This window comes from Bacillus subtilis subsp. subtilis str. 168 (genome assembly GCF_000009045.1).
Lineage (GTDB): Bacteria > Bacillota > Bacilli > Bacillales > Bacillaceae > Bacillus > Bacillus subtilis.
Map to the genome: position 1 here is coordinate 156593 of NC_000964.3, position 15908 is coordinate 172500.

At 49.4% G+C, this 15908-nt stretch carries 5 protein-coding genes, 6 tRNA genes and 7 rRNA genes (1 of these 18 cut by a window edge); 16 read left to right on the forward strand and 2 right to left on the reverse strand.

Annotated elements, in window-relative coordinates; all coding sequences use genetic code 11:
- Nucleotides 1-19: 19 nt before the first annotated feature.
- Entirely contained in the window at nt 20-733 is a 714-nt protein-coding gene (cwlD, locus tag BSU_01530) for an N-acetylmuramoyl-L-alanine amidase (RefSeq protein ID NP_388034.1), read from the forward strand.
- 95 nt (nt 734-828) lie between these two features.
- Nucleotides 829-1887, forward strand: a complete 1059-nt coding sequence (salA, locus tag BSU_01540; protein NP_388035.1) for a phosphorylation-dependent (Y327) transcriptional regulator — start codon at nt 829-831, stop codon at nt 1885-1887.
- Nucleotides 1888-1922: 35 nt separating this feature from the next.
- On the opposite strand, the gene gerD is transcribed toward salA, so the two are convergent.
- On the reverse strand, nt 1923-2480 hold the full coding sequence (gene gerD, locus BSU_01550) for a lipoprotein factor mediating clustering of germination proteins (RefSeq protein NP_388036.1): 558 nt from the start codon (nt 2478-2480) through the stop codon (nt 1923-1925).
- Between the two features lie 109 nt (nt 2481-2589).
- Between gerD and kbaA the strand changes: the two genes are divergently transcribed.
- Nucleotides 2590-3186, forward strand: a complete 597-nt coding sequence (kbaA, locus tag BSU_01560) for an inner membrane protein involved in activation of the KinB signaling pathway to sporulation (protein NP_388037.1) — start codon at nt 2590-2592, stop codon at nt 3184-3186.
- Here the strand turns inward: kbaA and pdaB are convergent, their stop codons facing one another.
- The gene (gene pdaB, locus BSU_01570) at nt 3187-3951 is read right to left on the reverse strand and encodes a polysaccharide deacetylase involved in sporulation (protein NP_388038.1); all 765 of its coding nucleotides are present in this window, start codon (nt 3949-3951) and stop codon (nt 3187-3189) included.
- Between the two features lie 349 nt (nt 3952-4300).
- Between pdaB and rrnI-16S the strand changes: the two genes are divergently transcribed.
- From rrnI-16S to rrnG-16S, 13 genes are all read left to right on the forward strand, one after another.
- Nucleotides 4301-5853: ribosomal RNA gene (rrnI-16S, locus tag BSU_rRNA_23) — ribosomal RNA-16S — on the forward strand.
- A 164-nt stretch (nt 5854-6017) separates the two neighbouring features.
- A ribosomal RNA-23S gene (rrnI-23S, locus tag BSU_rRNA_14) occupies nt 6018-8943 on the forward strand.
- Between the two features lie 55 nt (nt 8944-8998).
- Nucleotides 8999-9115: ribosomal RNA gene (gene rrnI-5S, locus BSU_rRNA_15) — ribosomal RNA-5S — on the forward strand.
- 46 nt (nt 9116-9161) lie between these two features.
- Nucleotides 9162-9233: transfer RNA gene (gene trnI-Asn, locus BSU_tRNA_23), tRNA-Asn, on the forward strand.
- Nucleotides 9234-9237: 4 nt separating this feature from the next.
- Nucleotides 9238-9310 (forward strand) — tRNA-Thr (gene trnI-Thr, locus BSU_tRNA_24).
- A gap of 56 nt (nt 9311-9366) precedes the next feature.
- A tRNA-Gly gene (gene trnI-Gly / locus BSU_tRNA_25) sits at nt 9367-9441 on the forward strand.
- A 30-nt stretch (nt 9442-9471) separates the two neighbouring features.
- Nucleotides 9472-9548, forward strand: a tRNA-Arg gene (gene trnI-Arg / locus BSU_tRNA_26).
- Between the two features lie 27 nt (nt 9549-9575).
- Nucleotides 9576-9652: transfer RNA gene (gene trnI-Pro, locus BSU_tRNA_27), tRNA-Pro, on the forward strand.
- A gap of 8 nt (nt 9653-9660) precedes the next feature.
- Nucleotides 9661-9736 (forward strand) — tRNA-Ala (gene trnI-Ala / locus BSU_tRNA_28).
- Nucleotides 9737-9907: 171 nt separating this feature from the next.
- Nucleotides 9908-11461, forward strand: a ribosomal RNA-16S gene (gene rrnH-16S, locus BSU_rRNA_16).
- A 164-nt stretch (nt 11462-11625) separates the two neighbouring features.
- Nucleotides 11626-14549 (forward strand): ribosomal RNA-23S (gene rrnH-23S, locus BSU_rRNA_29).
- A 55-nt stretch (nt 14550-14604) separates the two neighbouring features.
- Nucleotides 14605-14722: ribosomal RNA gene (gene rrnH-5S / locus BSU_rRNA_24) — ribosomal RNA-5S — on the forward strand.
- 183 nt (nt 14723-14905) lie between these two features.
- Nucleotides 14906-15908 (forward strand): ribosomal RNA-16S (rrnG-16S, locus tag BSU_rRNA_25) (it continues 549 nt past the right edge of the window).
- The 16S, 23S and 5S rRNA genes sit together here with 6 tRNA genes alongside, the layout of an rRNA operon.

A 15908-nucleotide genomic window follows, 5' to 3' on the forward strand; every position in this document is an offset into this window, starting at 1 on the left:
ACAAGCGGGAGGGGAAGGGATGAGGAAAAAGCTTAAATGGCTCAGTTTTTTGCTAGGCTTCATCATATTACTATTTCTGTTCAAGTATCAGTTCAGCAATAACGACTCTTGGAAGCCGTGGAGCCTGCCCTTGAGCGGTAAAATCATTTATCTAGATCCAGGTCATGGCGGGCCTGACGGCGGAGCAGTCGGCGGAAAGCTGTTAGAGAAGGATGTTACCCTGGAAGTGGCCTTTAGAGTCAGGGATTATCTTCAAGAACAAGGAGCGCTTGTTATCATGACCAGAGAAAGTGATACTGATCTCGCTCCAGAAGGAACAAAAGGCTATAGCCGACGAAAAGCTGAGGATCTAAGACAACGAGTCAAATTAATAAACCATTCAGAGGCGGAGCTCTATATCAGCATTCATCTTAATGCGATTCCGTCACAAAAATGGAGCGGAGCCCAAAGCTTTTATTACGGGAAATATGCGGAAAATGAGAAAGTCGCAAAATACATTCAGGATGAGCTGAGAAGAAATCTGGAAAACACAACCCGGAAAGCAAAGCGGATTCATGGTATCTACTTAATGCAAAACGTCACCAAACCGGGGGCGCTTATAGAAGTCGGATTTTTATCCAATCCAAGTGAAGCAACGTTGCTCGGTAAACCGAAATATCAAGACAAGGTGGCATCTTCCATATATAAAGGCATTTTGCGATATTTCACAGAAAAAGGAGACCCTCCGGAGTAATGGAGGGTTTTCTTGTGGTTCTAAGCATAAGACACCCGCCATTTATGTATGATATAATAATAATTGTAAACGAATACACAAAAGGGTGAGGTTCGATGATAAGAGAAGATGAAGTAAGAAAACTAGTCGGAGAAATGCGCGAACCTTTTCTTCAAAGACCTCTGGGAGAATTGGATGCCGTTAAGGAAATTAAAATAAAGCCTGAAAAACGGCATATCAGTGTAAAAGTCGCTCTTGCAAAAACAGGAACTGCAGAACAAATGCAGATTCAGCAAGAGATCGTAAACGTATTAAAAGGGGCAGGAGCTGAGACAGTCGGCCTTCGATTTGAAGAGCTGCCTGAAGAAACGGTTGCTAAATTCCGGGCGCCGTCAGCTGAGAAAAAAACATTATTAAATATGGATAACCCGCCAGTCTTTCTTGCTGTAGCAAGTGGAAAAGGCGGCGTAGGCAAGTCAACTGTGTCAGTAAACCTAGCTATTTCTCTGGCTCGTCTAGGGAAAAAGGTTGGTTTAATTGATGCGGATATTTATGGGTTCAGTGTGCCGGACATGATGGGTATCACTGTGCGTCCAACAATTGAAGGAGAGAAACTTCTTCCTGTTGAACGCTTTGGAGTAAAGGTCATGTCAATGGGCTTTTTCGTAGAAGAAAATGCCCCGGTCGTATGGAGAGGGCCGATGCTCGGCAAAATGCTGAATAATTTTTTCCATGAAGTAGAGTGGGGAGAAGTAGACTATATCGTTCTTGATCTTCCGCCTGGTACAGGGGACGTTGCTCTCGATGTACATACAATGCTTCCGAGCTGCAAAGAAATTATCGTATCTACGCCACATCCGACAGCTGCTTTTGTCGCGGCCAGAGCGGGCTCTATGGCGATTAAAACCGATCATGAGGTCGTGGGTGTCATAGAGAACATGGCTTATTATGAAAGTGCAAAGACAGGGGAAAGAGAATATGTGTTTGGAAAAGGCGGAGGAGATAAACTGGCTGAGGAACTAAACGTGCCTTTGCTCGGCAGAATCCCATTGAAACAGCCCGATTGGGATAAGGACCAATTTGCTCCGTCTGTTTATGACGAAAATCATCCAATCGGAGAAATATATCAGGACATCGCAAAAAAAATAGATGCAAAAATGTCAGTGCAGGTATAAAAGGTGAACCGGGATTCCAGATCCCGGCTTTCCCTTTATTCACTTTCTTTTGCTGTGTCTTTTGCTGCTTTTTTCAGCTCATCTTCGAACTGCTTTTTGTAAAGCGGACTAGAAAGTGTTTCGTTAATAACCTCTTCTAAATAACTGCGGAATTCTTGGCTTTTTGCCAGCTGGCTGTACTTTTTATCCATGCCGGGATCCTGCATAACGCTCATCAGCATCTTCTGGTAATCTGGATCCTTCATCAGCTTTTTAATCACTTTTTCATGCTCTGTCTGAAGAGTTTTGGCAAAGCCCTCAGCAAAATCAGTGTCTTCAAAGATGTTTTTCCAAAATTCTTCACCTTTTTTAGATGTGAGTGTTTTTTCTATTGTTCCTTTAATTGCATCTTGGTCAATCACCAGCGCTTCATTCATGGCATCATCATTTAATAATTCCTTAATAGCTTTCTTTCCATCATCAGTTTTTAATATATCAACAACCATTTTTTTGGTCTGATCATAGTCCATATCCGCTGCTTGGTCTTTTGGAGCGCAAGCTGTTACAGATAATAACAAAAAACAGCTCATCAATAGCGTTTTGGCTTTTGACATGCTTAAGCTCCTTTCACATACTTGTCTTACCTTTAATATGATTCATCTGTTTGGAATTATACATAACAAAATATCGCTGTTCGCGATTTTTGAGGGGATGAATAAAGAAATGAAAAGCCGTGGTTTAGTTCGTTTTTTCTTTTCTATTTTAGCTGTCGGGGCGCTTATCACGAGTATTGTGGGTTTTGCTTTAAAGTGGGGAGAATATAGAGGGCTGTTTCTAACATTTGAAGCGGGACAGATTTTCTCTGTTTTATTTTGGTTTATCGGTGTAGGCATGATTTTCAGTGTGATCAGCCAAATGGGTTTTTTCGTGTTTTTAACAGTTCATCGGTTTGCGCTTGAGATATTAAGGTCCTCCTCTTTGTGGAATTTGCTGCAGTTGTTTTTCATCCTGTTTGTTGCTTTTGATTTAATGTACGTGCGTTTTTTATTTTTTGGAGAGAGCGGAGAATCGCTGGCTGGCTATGCGTGGTTACCGGTGTTTTTATTGATCTTTGGAGTGATTACAGCTTATATAAAGCAAAAGCAGTCCTCTAAGAAAACATTTGTGTCATCGTTATTTTTGATGGTTGTGATTACCGCATTAGAATGGTTCCCTGCATTAAGAGTAAATGATGAGGACTGGCTTTATTTAATGCTTTTTCCGTTAATGGCATGTAATGCCTTCCAATTGCTGATGCTGCCGAAGTTTGCAGCAAAGTAATTACTTTACCTCTGCGGATTTGGCATCAGAATTTGCGATGAGATCACCCACGGTTACATTTTTTAATCCTTTTTCTTTCAGCTGATGGATGATATCAGGCAATGCTTCTTCTGTTTGTTTTGCAGAATCGGAGGCATGTAAAAGAATAATGTCTCCACCGGAAACTTGCTTGGTCACATTGTCGATGATTTTTTCAACTCCGGGATTTGTCCAGTCTTGAGAGTTCACACTGTAATGAACGACTGTATAATTGTATTGCTTTGCGACCTTTAGAACATTCTTATTGAATTGGCCGGTAGGGGGTCTTAATAGCTGTATGTCTTTGACCCCTAACTTTTCAAAGGCTGTTTGCGCACGGTTCATGTCCTTTTTTATTTCGCTGCTCTCTAAATTGGCATAGTTTTTATAAGCGTAGCCCATGCTCCCGATTTGATGGCCGTCCTTTACGATACGGGCCACTGTGTCGGGATGGCGTTCTGCCCAAGAAGCGGACAGGAAAAACGTTGCGTTTTTAATCCCGTTTGCTTTCAGAGTATTAAGTATCGGTTCTGCTCTCTCATCACCCCAGCTGATATCGAAAGTAAGTGAAATATCTTTAGAGTCTGTTTCTCCTTTATAAATGGCTTTAGGTCCGGTGTCAGTTGAAAACACGGGAAGCGGGACAGCTCTTTGGATATAAAAAAAGCTGGCAGCTGCAAATGCGGCGATAAGTATAATAATTAATTGTTTTACCCGTTTAATGTGCCACACATAGAAGTGATTCACTGATGATGCCTCCTTATCTTGTCCATCATTCTTGTTTTACATCTTATGAGCATGGACAATTGAATATAACCGATAAAATGTCTCTTCACATACAGCCTAAATTGGGTGTTGACCTTTTGATAATATCCGTGATATATTATTATTCGTCGCTGATAAACAGCTGACATCAACTAAAAGCTTCATTAAATACTTTGAAAAAAGTTGTTGACTTAAAAGAAGCTAAATGTTATAGTAATAAAGCTGCTTCGTTAAGCGGCAGTAATGATCTTTGAAAACTAAACAAGACAAAACGTACCTGTTAATTCATTTTTATAAATCGCACAGCGATGTGCGTAGTCAGTCAAACTACTTTATCGGAGAGTTTGATCCTGGCTCAGGACGAACGCTGGCGGCGTGCCTAATACATGCAAGTCGAGCGGACAGATGGGAGCTTGCTCCCTGATGTTAGCGGCGGACGGGTGAGTAACACGTGGGTAACCTGCCTGTAAGACTGGGATAACTCCGGGAAACCGGGGCTAATACCGGATGGTTGTTTGAACCGCATGGTTCAAACATAAAAGGTGGCTTCGGCTACCACTTACAGATGGACCCGCGGCGCATTAGCTAGTTGGTGAGGTAATGGCTCACCAAGGCAACGATGCGTAGCCGACCTGAGAGGGTGATCGGCCACACTGGGACTGAGACACGGCCCAGACTCTACGGGAGGCAGCAGTAGGGAATCTTCCGCAATGGACGAAAGTCTGACGGAGCAACGCCGCGTGAGTGATGAAGGTTTTCGGATCGTAAAGCTCTGTTGTTAGGGAAGAACAAGTACCGTTCGAATAGGGCGGTACCTTGACGGTACCTAACCAGAAAGCCACGGCTAACTACGTGCCAGCAGCCGCGGTAATACGTAGGTGGCAAGCTTTGTCCGGAATTATTGGGCGTAAAGGGCTCGCAGGCGGTTTCTTAAGTCTGATGTGAAAGCCCCCGGCTCAACCGGGGAGGGTCATTGGAAACTGGGGAACTTGAGTGCAGAAGAGGAGAGTGGAATTCCACGTGTAGCGGTGAAATGCGTAGAGATGTGGAGGAACACCAGTGGCGAAGGCGACTCTCTGGTCTGTAACTGACGCTGAGGAGCGAAAACGTGGGGAGCGAACAGGATTAGATACCCTGGTAGTCCACGCCGTAAACGATGAGTGCTAAGTGTTAGGGGGTTTCCGCCCCTTAGTGCTGCAGCTAACGCATTAAGCACTCCGCCTGGGGAGTACGGTCGCAAGACTGAAACTCAAAGGAATTGACGGGGGCCCGCACAAGCGGTGGAGCATGTGGTTTAATTCGAAGCAACGCGAAGAACCTTACCAGGTCTTGACATCCTCTGACAATCCTAGAGATAGGACGTCCCCTTCGGGGGCAGAGTGACAGGTGGTGCATGGTTGTCGTCAGCTCGTGTCGTGAGATGTTGGGTTAAGTCCCGCAACGAGCGCAACCCTTGATCTTAGTTGCCAGCATTCAGTTGGGCACTCTAAGGTGACTGCCGGTGACAAACCGGAGGAAGGTGGGGATGACGTCAAATCATCATGCCCCTTATGACCTGGGCTACACACGTGCTACAATGGACAGAACAAAGGGCAGCGAAACCGCGAGGTTAAGCCAATCCCACAAATCTGTTCTCAGTTCGGATCGCAGTCTGCAACTCGACTGCGTGAAGCTGGAATCGCTAGTAATCGCGGATCAGCATGCCGCGGTGAATACGTTCCCGGGCCTTGTACACACCGCCCGTCACACCACGAGAGTTTGTAACACCCGAAGTCGGTGAGGTAACCTTTTAGGAGCCAGCCGCCGAAGGTGGGACAGATGATTGGGGTGAAGTCGTAACAAGGTAGCCGTATCGGAAGGTGCGGCTGGATCACCTCCTTTCTAAGGATATTATACGGAATATAAGACCTTGGGTCTTATAAACAGAACGTTCCCTGTCTTGTTTAGTTTTGAAGGATCATTCCTTCGAAACGTGTTCTTTGAAAACTAGATAACAGTAGACATCACATTCAAGTAATACAAGATATCACATAGTGATTCTTTTTAACGGTTAAGTTAGAAAGGGCGCACGGTGGATGCCTTGGCACTAGGAGCCGATGAAGGACGGGACGAACACCGATATGCTTCGGGGAGCTGTAAGCAAGCTTTGATCCGGAGATTTCCGAATGGGGAAACCCACCACTCGTAATGGAGTGGTATCCATATCTGAATTCATAGGATATGAGAAGGCAGACCCGGGGAACTGAAACATCTAAGTACCCGGAGGAAGAGAAAGCAAATGCGATTCCCTGAGTAGCGGCGAGCGAAACGGGATTAGCCCAAACCAAGAGGCTTGCCTCTGGGGTTGTAGGACACTCTGTACGGAGTTACAAAGGAACGAGGTAGATGAAGAGGTCTGGAAAGGCCCGCCATAGGAGGTAACAGCCCTGTAGTCAAAACTTCGTTCTCTCCTGAGTGGATCCTGAGTACGGCGGAACACGTGAAATTCCGTCGGAATCCGGGAGGACCATCTCCCAAGGCTAAATACTCCCTAGTGACCGATAGTGAACCAGTACCGTGAGGGAAAGGTGAAAAGCACCCCGGAAGGGGAGTGAAAGAGATCCTGAAACCGTGTGCCTACAAGTAGTCAGAGCCCGTTAACGGGTGATGGCGTGCCTTTTGTAGAATGAACCGGCGAGTTACGATCTCGTGCAAGGTTAAGCAGAAGATGCGGAGCCGCAGCGAAAGCGAGTCTGAATAGGGCGCATGAGTACGTGGTCGTAGACCCGAAACCAGGTGATCTACCCATGTCCAGGGTGAAGTTCAGGTAACACTGAATGGAGGCCCGAACCCACGCACGTTGAAAAGTGCGGGGATGAGGTGTGGGTAGGGGTGAAATGCCAATCGAGCCTGGAGATAGCTGGTTCTCTCCGAAATAGCTTTAGGGCTAGCCTCAAGGTAAGAGTCTTGGAGGTAGAGCACTGATTGGACTAGGGGCCCCTACCGGGTTACCGAATTCAGTCAAACTCCGAATGCCAATGACTTATCCTTGGGAGTCAGACTGCGAGTGATAAGATCCGTAGTCGAAAGGGAAACAGCCCAGACCGCCAGCTAAGGTCCCAAAGTATACGTTAAGTGGAAAAGGATGTGGAGTTGCTTAGACAACCAGGATGTTGGCTTAGAAGCAGCCACCATTTAAAGAGTGCGTAATAGCTCACTGGTCGAGTGACTCTGCGCCGAAAATGTACCGGGGCTAAACGTATCACCGAAGCTGCGGACTGTTCTTCGAACAGTGGTAGGAGAGCGTTCTAAGGGCTGTGAAGCCAGACCGGAAGGACTGGTGGAGCGCTTAGAAGTGAGAATGCCGGTATGAGTAGCGAAAGAGGGGTGAGAATCCCCTCCACCGAATGCCTAAGGTTTCCTGAGGAAGGCTCGTCCGCTCAGGGTTAGTCGGGACCTAAGCCGAGGCCGAAAGGCGTAGGCGATGGACAACAGGTTGATATTCCTGTACCACCTCCTCACCATTTGAGCAATGGGGGGACGCAGGAGGATAGGGTAAGCGCGGTATTGGATATCCGCGTCCAAGCAGTTAGGCTGGGAAATAGGCAAATCCGTTTCCCATAAGGCTGAGCTGTGATGGCGAGCGAAATATAGTAGCGAAGTTCCTGATTCCACACTGCCAAGAAAAGCCTCTAGCGAGGTGAGAGGTGCCCGTACCGCAAACCGACACAGGTAGGCGAGGAGAGAATCCTAAGGTGATCGAGAGAACTCTCGTTAAGGAACTCGGCAAAATGACCCCGTAACTTCGGGAGAAGGGGTGCTCTGTTAGGGTGCAAGCCCGAGAGAGCCGCAGTGAATAGGCCCAGGCGACTGTTTAGCAAAAACACAGGTCTCTGCGAAGCCGTAAGGCGAAGTATAGGGGCTGACGCCTGCCCGGTGCTGGAAGGTTAAGAGGAGCGCTTAGCGTAAGCGAAGGTGCGAATTGAAGCCCCAGTAAACGGCGGCCGTAACTATAACGGTCCTAAGGTAGCGAAATTCCTTGTCGGGTAAGTTCCGACCCGCACGAAAGGCGCAACGATCTGGGCACTGTCTCAACGAGAGACTCGGTGAAATTATAGTACCTGTGAAGATGCAGGTTACCCGCGACAGGACGGAAAGACCCCGTGGAGCTTTACTGCAGCCTGATATTGAATGTTGGTACAGCTTGTACAGGATAGGTAGGAGCCTTGGAAACCGGAGCGCCAGCTTCGGTGGAGGCATCGGTGGGATACTACCCTGGCTGTATTGACCTTCTAACCCGCCGCCCTTATCGGGCGGGGAGACAGTTTCAGGTGGGCAGTTTGACTGGGGCGGTCGCCTCCTAAAGGTAACGGAGGCGCCCAAAGGTTCCCTCAGAATGGTTGGAAATCATTCGCAGAGTGTAAAGGCACAAGGGAGCTTGACTGCGAGACCTACAAGTCGAGCAGGGACGAAAGTCGGGCTTAGTGATCCGGTGGTTCCGCATGGAAGGGCCATCGCTCAACGGATAAAAGCTACCCCGGGGATAACAGGCTTATCTCCCCCAAGAGTCCACATCGACGGGGAGGTTTGGCACCTCGATGTCGGCTCATCGCATCCTGGGGCTGTAGTCGGTCCCAAGGGTTGGGCTGTTCGCCCATTAAAGCGGTACGCGAGCTGGGTTCAGAACGTCGTGAGACAGTTCGGTCCCTATCCGTCGCGGGCGCAGGAAATTTGAGAGGAGCTGTCCTTAGTACGAGAGGACCGGGATGGACGCACCGCTGGTGTACCAGTTGTTCTGCCAAGGGCATCGCTGGGTAGCTATGTGCGGACGGGATAAGTGCTGAAAGCATCTAAGCATGAAGCCCCCCTCAAGATGAGATTTCCCATTCCGCAAGGAAGTAAGATCCCTGAAAGATGATCAGGTTGATAGGTCTGAGGTGGAAGTGTGGCGACACATGGAGCTGACAGATACTAATCGATCGAGGACTTAACCATATTTTTGAATGATGTCACATCTGTTATCTAGTTTTGAGAGAACACTCTCAATTTGTTTGGTGGCGATAGCGAAGAGGTCACACCCGTTCCCATACCGAACACGGAAGTTAAGCTCTTCAGCGCCGATGGTAGTCGGGGGTTTCCCCCTGTGAGAGTAGGACGCCGCCAAGCAGATTTATTAATTCTACCATGTTTGTTTATGAAGCTTTATATCTCATTCCGCAGTAGCTCAGTGGTAGAGCTATCGGCTGTTAACCGATCGGTCGTAGGTTCGAATCCTACCTGCGGAGCATTGCTTCCATAGCTCAGCAGGTAGAGCACTTCCATGGTAAGGAAGAGGTCAGCGGTTCGAGCCCGCTTGGAAGCTTAAATGTATTATTACCAAGGTTTCTCATAAGGAGAAAGCTTTTTTTATTGCGATATGCGGAAGTAGTTCAGTGGTAGAACACCACCTTGCCAAGGTGGGGGTCGCGGGTTCGAATCCCGTCTTCCGCTCCATTTACCTAACGGGATATTGTAAATTGAATTGCGCCCGTAGCTCAATTGGATAGAGCGTTTGACTACGGATCAAAAGGTTAGGGGTTCGACTCCTCTCGGGCGCGCCATATCTTTTAATAGAATAGATAGGAAATCGGGAAGTAGCTCAGCTTGGTAGAGCACATGGTTTGGGACCATGGGGTCGCAGGTTCGAATCCTGTCTTCCCGACCATTTTTTATGGGGCCTTAGCTCAGCTGGGAGAGCGCCTGCTTTGCACGCAGGAGGTCAGCGGTTCGATCCCGCTAGGCTCCACCAAAAGTTTTTAAAAAAGGTTATTGACTTTGAAGAAGTGACATTGTATACTAATAAAGTTGCTTTAACAAAGCGGACAAACAAAATGATCTTTGAAAACTAAACAAGACAAAACGTACCTGTTAATTCAGTTTTTAAAAATCGCACAGCGATGTGCGTAGTCAGTCAAACTACTTTATCGGAGAGTTTGATCCTGGCTCAGGACGAACGCTGGCGGCGTGCCTAATACATGCAAGTCGAGCGGACAGATGGGAGCTTGCTCCCTGATGTTAGCGGCGGACGGGTGAGTAACACGTGGGTAACCTGCCTGTAAGACTGGGATAACTCCGGGAAACCGGGGCTAATACCGGATGGTTGTTTGAACCGCATGGTTCAAACCTAAAAGGTGGCTTCGGCTACCACTTACAGATGGACCCGCGGCGCATTAGCTAGTTGGTGAGGTAACGGCTCACCAAGGCAACGATGCGTAGCCGACCTGAGAGGGTGATCCGGCCACACTGGGACTGAGACACGGCCCAGACTCTACGGGAGGCAGCAGTAGGGAATCTTCCGCAATGGACGAAAGTCTGACGGAGCAACGCCGCGTGAGTGATGAAGGTTTTCGGATCGTAAAGCTCTGTTGTTAGGGAAGAACAAGTACCGTTCGAATAGGGCGGTACCTTGACGGTACCTAACCAGAAAGCCACGGCTAACTACGTGCCAGCAGCCGCGGTAATACGTAGGTGGCAAGCGTTGTCCGGAATTATTGGGCGTAAAGGGCTCGCAGGCGGTTTCTTAAGTCTGATGTGAAAGCCCCCGGCTCAACCGGGGAGGGTCATTGGAAACTGGGGAACTTGAGTGCAGAAGAGGAGAGTGGAATTCCACGTGTAGCGGTGAAATGCGTAGAGATGTGGAGGAACACCAGTGGCGAAGGCGACTCTCTGGTCTGTAACTGACGCTGAGGAGCGAAAGCGTGGGGAGCGAACAGGATTAGATACCCTGGTAGTCCACGCCGTAAACGATGAGTGCTAAGTGTTAGGGGGTTTCCGCCCCTTAGTGCTGCAGCTAACGCATTAAGCACTCCGCCTGGGGAGTACGGTCGCAAGACTGAAACTCAAAGGAATTGACGGGGGCCCGCACAAGCGGTGGAGCATGTGGTTTAATTCGAAGCAACGCGAAGAACCTTACCAGGTCTTGACATCCTCTGACAATCCTAGAGATAGGACGTCCCCTTCGGGGGCAGAGTGACAGGTGGTGCATGGTTGTCGTCAGCTCGTGTCGTGAGATGTTGGGTTAAGTCCCGCAACGAGCGCAACCCTTGATCTTAGTTGCCAGCATTCAGTTGGGCACTCTAAGGTGACTGCCGGTGACAAACCGGAGGAAGGTGGGGATGACGTCAAATCATCATGCCCCTTATGACCTGGGCTACACACGTGCTACAATGGACAGAACAAAGGGCAGCGAAACCGCGAGGTTAAGCCAATCCCACAAATCTGTTCTCAGTTCGGATCGCAGTCTGCAACTCGACTGCGTGAAGCTGGAATCGCTAGTAATCGCGGATCAGCATGCCGCGGTGAATACGTTCCCGGGCCTTGTACACACCGCCCGTCACACCACGAGAGTTTGTAACACCCGAAGTCGGTGAGGTAACCTTTTAGGAGCCAGCCGCCGAAGGTGGGACAGATGATTGGGGTGAAGTCGTAACAAGGTAGCCGTATCGGAAGGTGCGGCTGGATCACCTCCTTTCTAAGGATATTATACGGAATATAAGACCTTGGGTCTTATAAACAGAACGTTCCCTGTCTTGTTTAGTTTTGAAGGATCATTCCTTCGAAACGTGTTCTTTGAAAACTAGATAACAGTAGACATCACATTCAAGTAATACAAGATATCACATAGTGATTCTTTTTAACGGTTAAGTTAGAAAGGGCGCACGGTGGATGCCTTGGCACTAGGAGCCGATGAAGGACGGGACGAACACCGATATGCTTCGGGGAGCTGTAAGCAAGCTTTGATCCGGAGATTTCCGAATGGGGAAACCCACCACTCGTAATGGAGTGGTATCCATATCTGAATTCATAGGATATGAGAAGGCAGACCCGGGGAACTGAAACATCTAAGTACCCGGAGGAAGAGAAAGCAAATGCGATTCCCTGAGTAGCGGCGAGCGAAACGGGATTAGCCCAAACCAAGAGGCTTGCCTCTTGGGGTTGTAGGACACTCTGTACGGAGTTACAAAGGAACGAGGTAGATGAAGAGGTCTGGAAAGGCCCGCCATAGGAGGTAACAGCCCTGTAGTCAAAACTTCGTTCTCTCCTGAGTGGATCCTGAGTACGGCGGAACACGTGAAATTCCGTCGGAATCCGGGAGGACCATCTCCCAAGGCTAAATACTCCCTAGTGACCGATAGTGAACCAGTACCGTGAGGGAAAGGTGAAAAGCACCCCGGAAGGGGAGTGAAAGAGATCCTGAAACCGTGTGCCTACAAGTAGTCAGAGCCCGTTAACGGGTGATGGCGTGCCTTTTGTAGAATGAACCGGCGAGTTACGATCTCGTGCAAGGTTAAGCAGAAGATGCGGAGCCGCAGCGAAAGCGAGTCTGAATAGGGCGCATGAGTACGTGGTCGTAGACCCGAAACCAGGTGATCTACCCATGTCCAGGGTGAAGTTCAGGTAACACTGAATGGAGGCCCGAACCCACGCACGTTGAAAAGTGCGGGGATGAGGTGTGGGTAGGGGTGAAATGCCAATCGAACCTGGAGATAGCTGGTTCTCTCCGAAATAGCTTTAGGGCTAGCCTCAAGGTAAGAGTCTTGGAGGTAGAGCACTGATTGGACTAGGGGCCCCTACCGGGTTACCGAATTCAGTCAAACTCCGAATGCCAATGACTTATCCTTGGGAGTCAGACTGCGAGTGATAAGATCCGTAGTCGAAAGGGAAACAGCCCAGACCGCCAGCTAAGGTCCCAAAGTATACGTTAAGTGGAAAAGGATGTGGAGTTGCTTAGACAACCAGGATGTTGGCTTAGAAGCAGCCACCATTTAAAGAGTGCGTAATAGCTCACTGGTCGAGTGACTCTGGCCCGAAAATGTACCGGGGCTAAACGTATCACCGAAGCTGCGGACTGTTCTTCGAACAGTGGTAGGAGAGCGTTCTAAGGGCTGTGAAGCCAGACCGGAAGGACTGGTGGAGCGCTTAGAAGTGAGAATGCCGGTATGAGTAGCGAAAGAGGGGTGAGAATCCCCTCCACCGAATGCCTAAGGTTTCCTGAGGAAGGCTCGTCCGCTCAGGGTTAGTCGGGACCTAAGCCGAGGCCGAAAGGCGTAGGCGATGGACAACAGGTTGATATTCCTGTACCACCTCCTCACCATTTGAGCAATGGGGGGACGCAGGAGGATAGGGTAAGCGCGGTATTGGATATCCGCGTCCAAGCAGTTAGGCTGGGAAATAGGCAAATCCGTTTCCCATAAGGCTGAGCTGTGATGGCGAGCGAAATATAGTAGCGAAGTTCCTGATTCCACACTGCCAAGAAAAGCTCTAGCGAGGTGAGAGGTGCCCGTACCGCAAACCGACACAGGTAGGCGAGGAGAGAATCCTAAGGTGATCGAGAGAACTCTCGTTAAGGAACTCGGCAAAATGACCCCGTAACTTCGGGAGAAGGGGTGCCCTGTTAGGGTGCAACCCGAGAGAACCGCAGTGAATAGGCCCCAGGCGACTGTTTAGCAAAACACAGGTCTCTGCGAAGCCGTAAGGCGAAGTATAGGGCTGACGCCTGCCCGGTGCTGGAAGGTTAAGAGGAGCGCTTAGCGTAAGCGAAGGTGCGAATTGAAGCCCCAGTAAACGGCGGCCGTAACTATAACGGTCCTAAGGTAGCGAAATTCCTTGTCGGGTAAGTTCCGACCCGCACGAAAGGCGCAACGATCTGGGCACTGTCTCAACGAGAGACTCGGTGAAATTATAGTACCTGTGAAGATGCAGGTTACCCGCGACAGGACGGAAAGACCCCGTGGAGCTTTACTGCAGCCTGATATTGAATGTTGGTACAGCTTGTACAGGATAGGTAGGAGCCTTGGAAACCGGAGCGCCACTTCGGTGGAGGCATCGGTGGGATACTACCCTGGCTGTATTGACCTTCTAACCCGCCGCCCTTATCGGGCGGGGAGACAGTGTCAGGTGGGCAGTTTGACTGGGGCGGTCGCCTCCTAAAAGGTAACGGAGGCGCCCAAAGGTTCCCTCAGAATGGTTGGAAATCATTCGCAGAGTGTAAAGGCACAAGGGAGCTTGACTGCGAGACCTACAAGTCGAGCAGGGACGAAAGTCGGGCTTAGTGATCCGGTGGTTCCGCATGGAAGGGCCATCGCTCAACGGATAAAAGCTACCCCGGGGATAACAGGCTTATCTCCCCCAAGAGTCCACATCGACGGGGAGGTTTGGCACCTCGATGTCGGCTCATCGCATCCTGGGGCTGTAGTCGGTCCCAAGGGTTGGGCTGTTCGCCCATTAAAGCGGTACGCGAGCTGGGTTCAGAACGTCGTGAGACAGTTCGGTCCCTATCCGTCGCGGGCGCAGGAAATTTGAGAGGAGCTGTCCTTAGTACGAGAGGACCGGGATGGACGCACCGCTGGTGTACCAGTTGTTCTGCCAAGGGCATCGCTGGGTAGCTATGTGCGGACGGGATAAGTGCTGAAAGCATCTAAGCATGAAGCCCCCCTCAAGATGAGATTTCCCATTCCGCAAGGAAGTAAGATCCCTGAAAGATGATCAGGTTGATAGGTCTGAGGTGGAAGTGTGGCGACACATGGAGCTGACAGATACTAATCGATCGAGGACTTAACCATATTTTTGAATGATGTCACACCTGTTATCTAGTTTTGAGAGAACACTCTCAATTTGTTTGGTGGCGATAGCGAAGAGGTCACACCCGTTCCCATACCGAACACGGAAGTTAAGCTCTTCAGCGCCGATGGTAGTCGGGGGTTTCCCCCTGTGAGAGTAGGACGCCGCCAAGCAATTGCACATTAGTGTAATTTTTTAAAAAAGTTATTGACTTTGAAGAAGTGACATTGTATACTAATAAAGTTGCTTTAACAAAGCGGACAAACAAAATGATCTTTGAAAACTAAACAAGACAAAACGTACCTGTTAATTCAGTTTTTAAAAATCGCACAGCGATGTGCGTAGTCAGTCAAACTACTTTATCGGAGAGTTTGATCCTGGCTCAGGACGAACGCTGGCGGCGTGCCTAATACATGCAAGTCGAGCGGACAGATGGGAGCTTGCTCCCTGATGTTAGCGGCGGACGGGTGAGTAACACGTGGGTAACCTGCCTGTAAGACTGGGATAACTCCGGGAAACCGGGGCTAATACCGGATGGTTAGTTTGAACCGCATGGTTCAAACATAAAAGGTGGCTTCGGCTACCACTTACAGATGGACCCGCGGCGCATTAGCTAGTTGGTGAGGTAACGGCTCACCAAGGCAACGATGCGTAGCCGACCTGAGAGGGTGATCGGCCACACTGGGACTGAGACACGGCCCAGACTCCTACGGGAGGCAGCAGTAGGGAATCTTCCGCAATGGACGAAAGTCTGACGGAGCAACGCCGCGTGAGTGATGAAGGTTTTCGGATCGTAAAGCTCTGTTGTTAGGGAAGAACAAGTACCGTTCGAATAGGGCGGTACCTTGACGGTACCTAACCAGAAAGCCACGGCTAACTACGTGCCAGCAGCCGCGGTAATACGTAGGTGGCAAGCGTTGTCCGGAATTATTGGGCGTAAAGGGCTCGCAGGCGGTTTCTTAAGTCTGATGTGAAAGCCCCCGGCTCAACCGGGGAGGGTCATTGGAAACTGGGGAACTTGAGTGCAGAAGAGGAGAGTGGAATTCCACGTGTAGCGGTGAAATGCGTAGAGATGTGGAGGAACACCAGTGGCGAAGGCGACTCTCTGGTCTGTAACTGACGCTGAGGAGCGAAAGCGTGGGGAGCGAACAGGATTAGATACCCTGGTAGTCCACGCCGTAAACGATGAGTGCTAAGTGTTAGGGGGTTTCCGCCCCTTAGTGCTGCAGCTAACGCATTAAGCACTCCGCCTGGGGAGTACGGTCGCAAGACTGAAACTCAAAGGAATTGACGGGGGCCCGCACAAGCGGTGGAGCATGTGGTTTAATTCGAAGCAACGCGAAGAACCTTACCAGGTCTTG

Bases quoted from the DNA above. Each gene is read 5' to 3' on its own strand.
- cwlD (NP_388034.1), top strand. From the start codon at position 20: ATGAGGAAAAAGCTTAAATGGCTCAGTTTTTTGCTAGGCTTCATCATA.
- salA (NP_388035.1), top strand. From the start codon at position 829: ATGATAAGAGAAGATGAAGTAAGAAAACTAGTCGGAGAAATGCGCGAA.
- gerD (NP_388036.1), bottom strand. From the start codon at position 2,480: ATGTCAAAAGCCAAAACGCTATTGATGAGCTGTTTTTTGTTATTATCT.
- kbaA (NP_388037.1), top strand. From the start codon at position 2,590: ATGAAAAGCCGTGGTTTAGTTCGTTTTTTCTTTTCTATTTTAGCTGTC.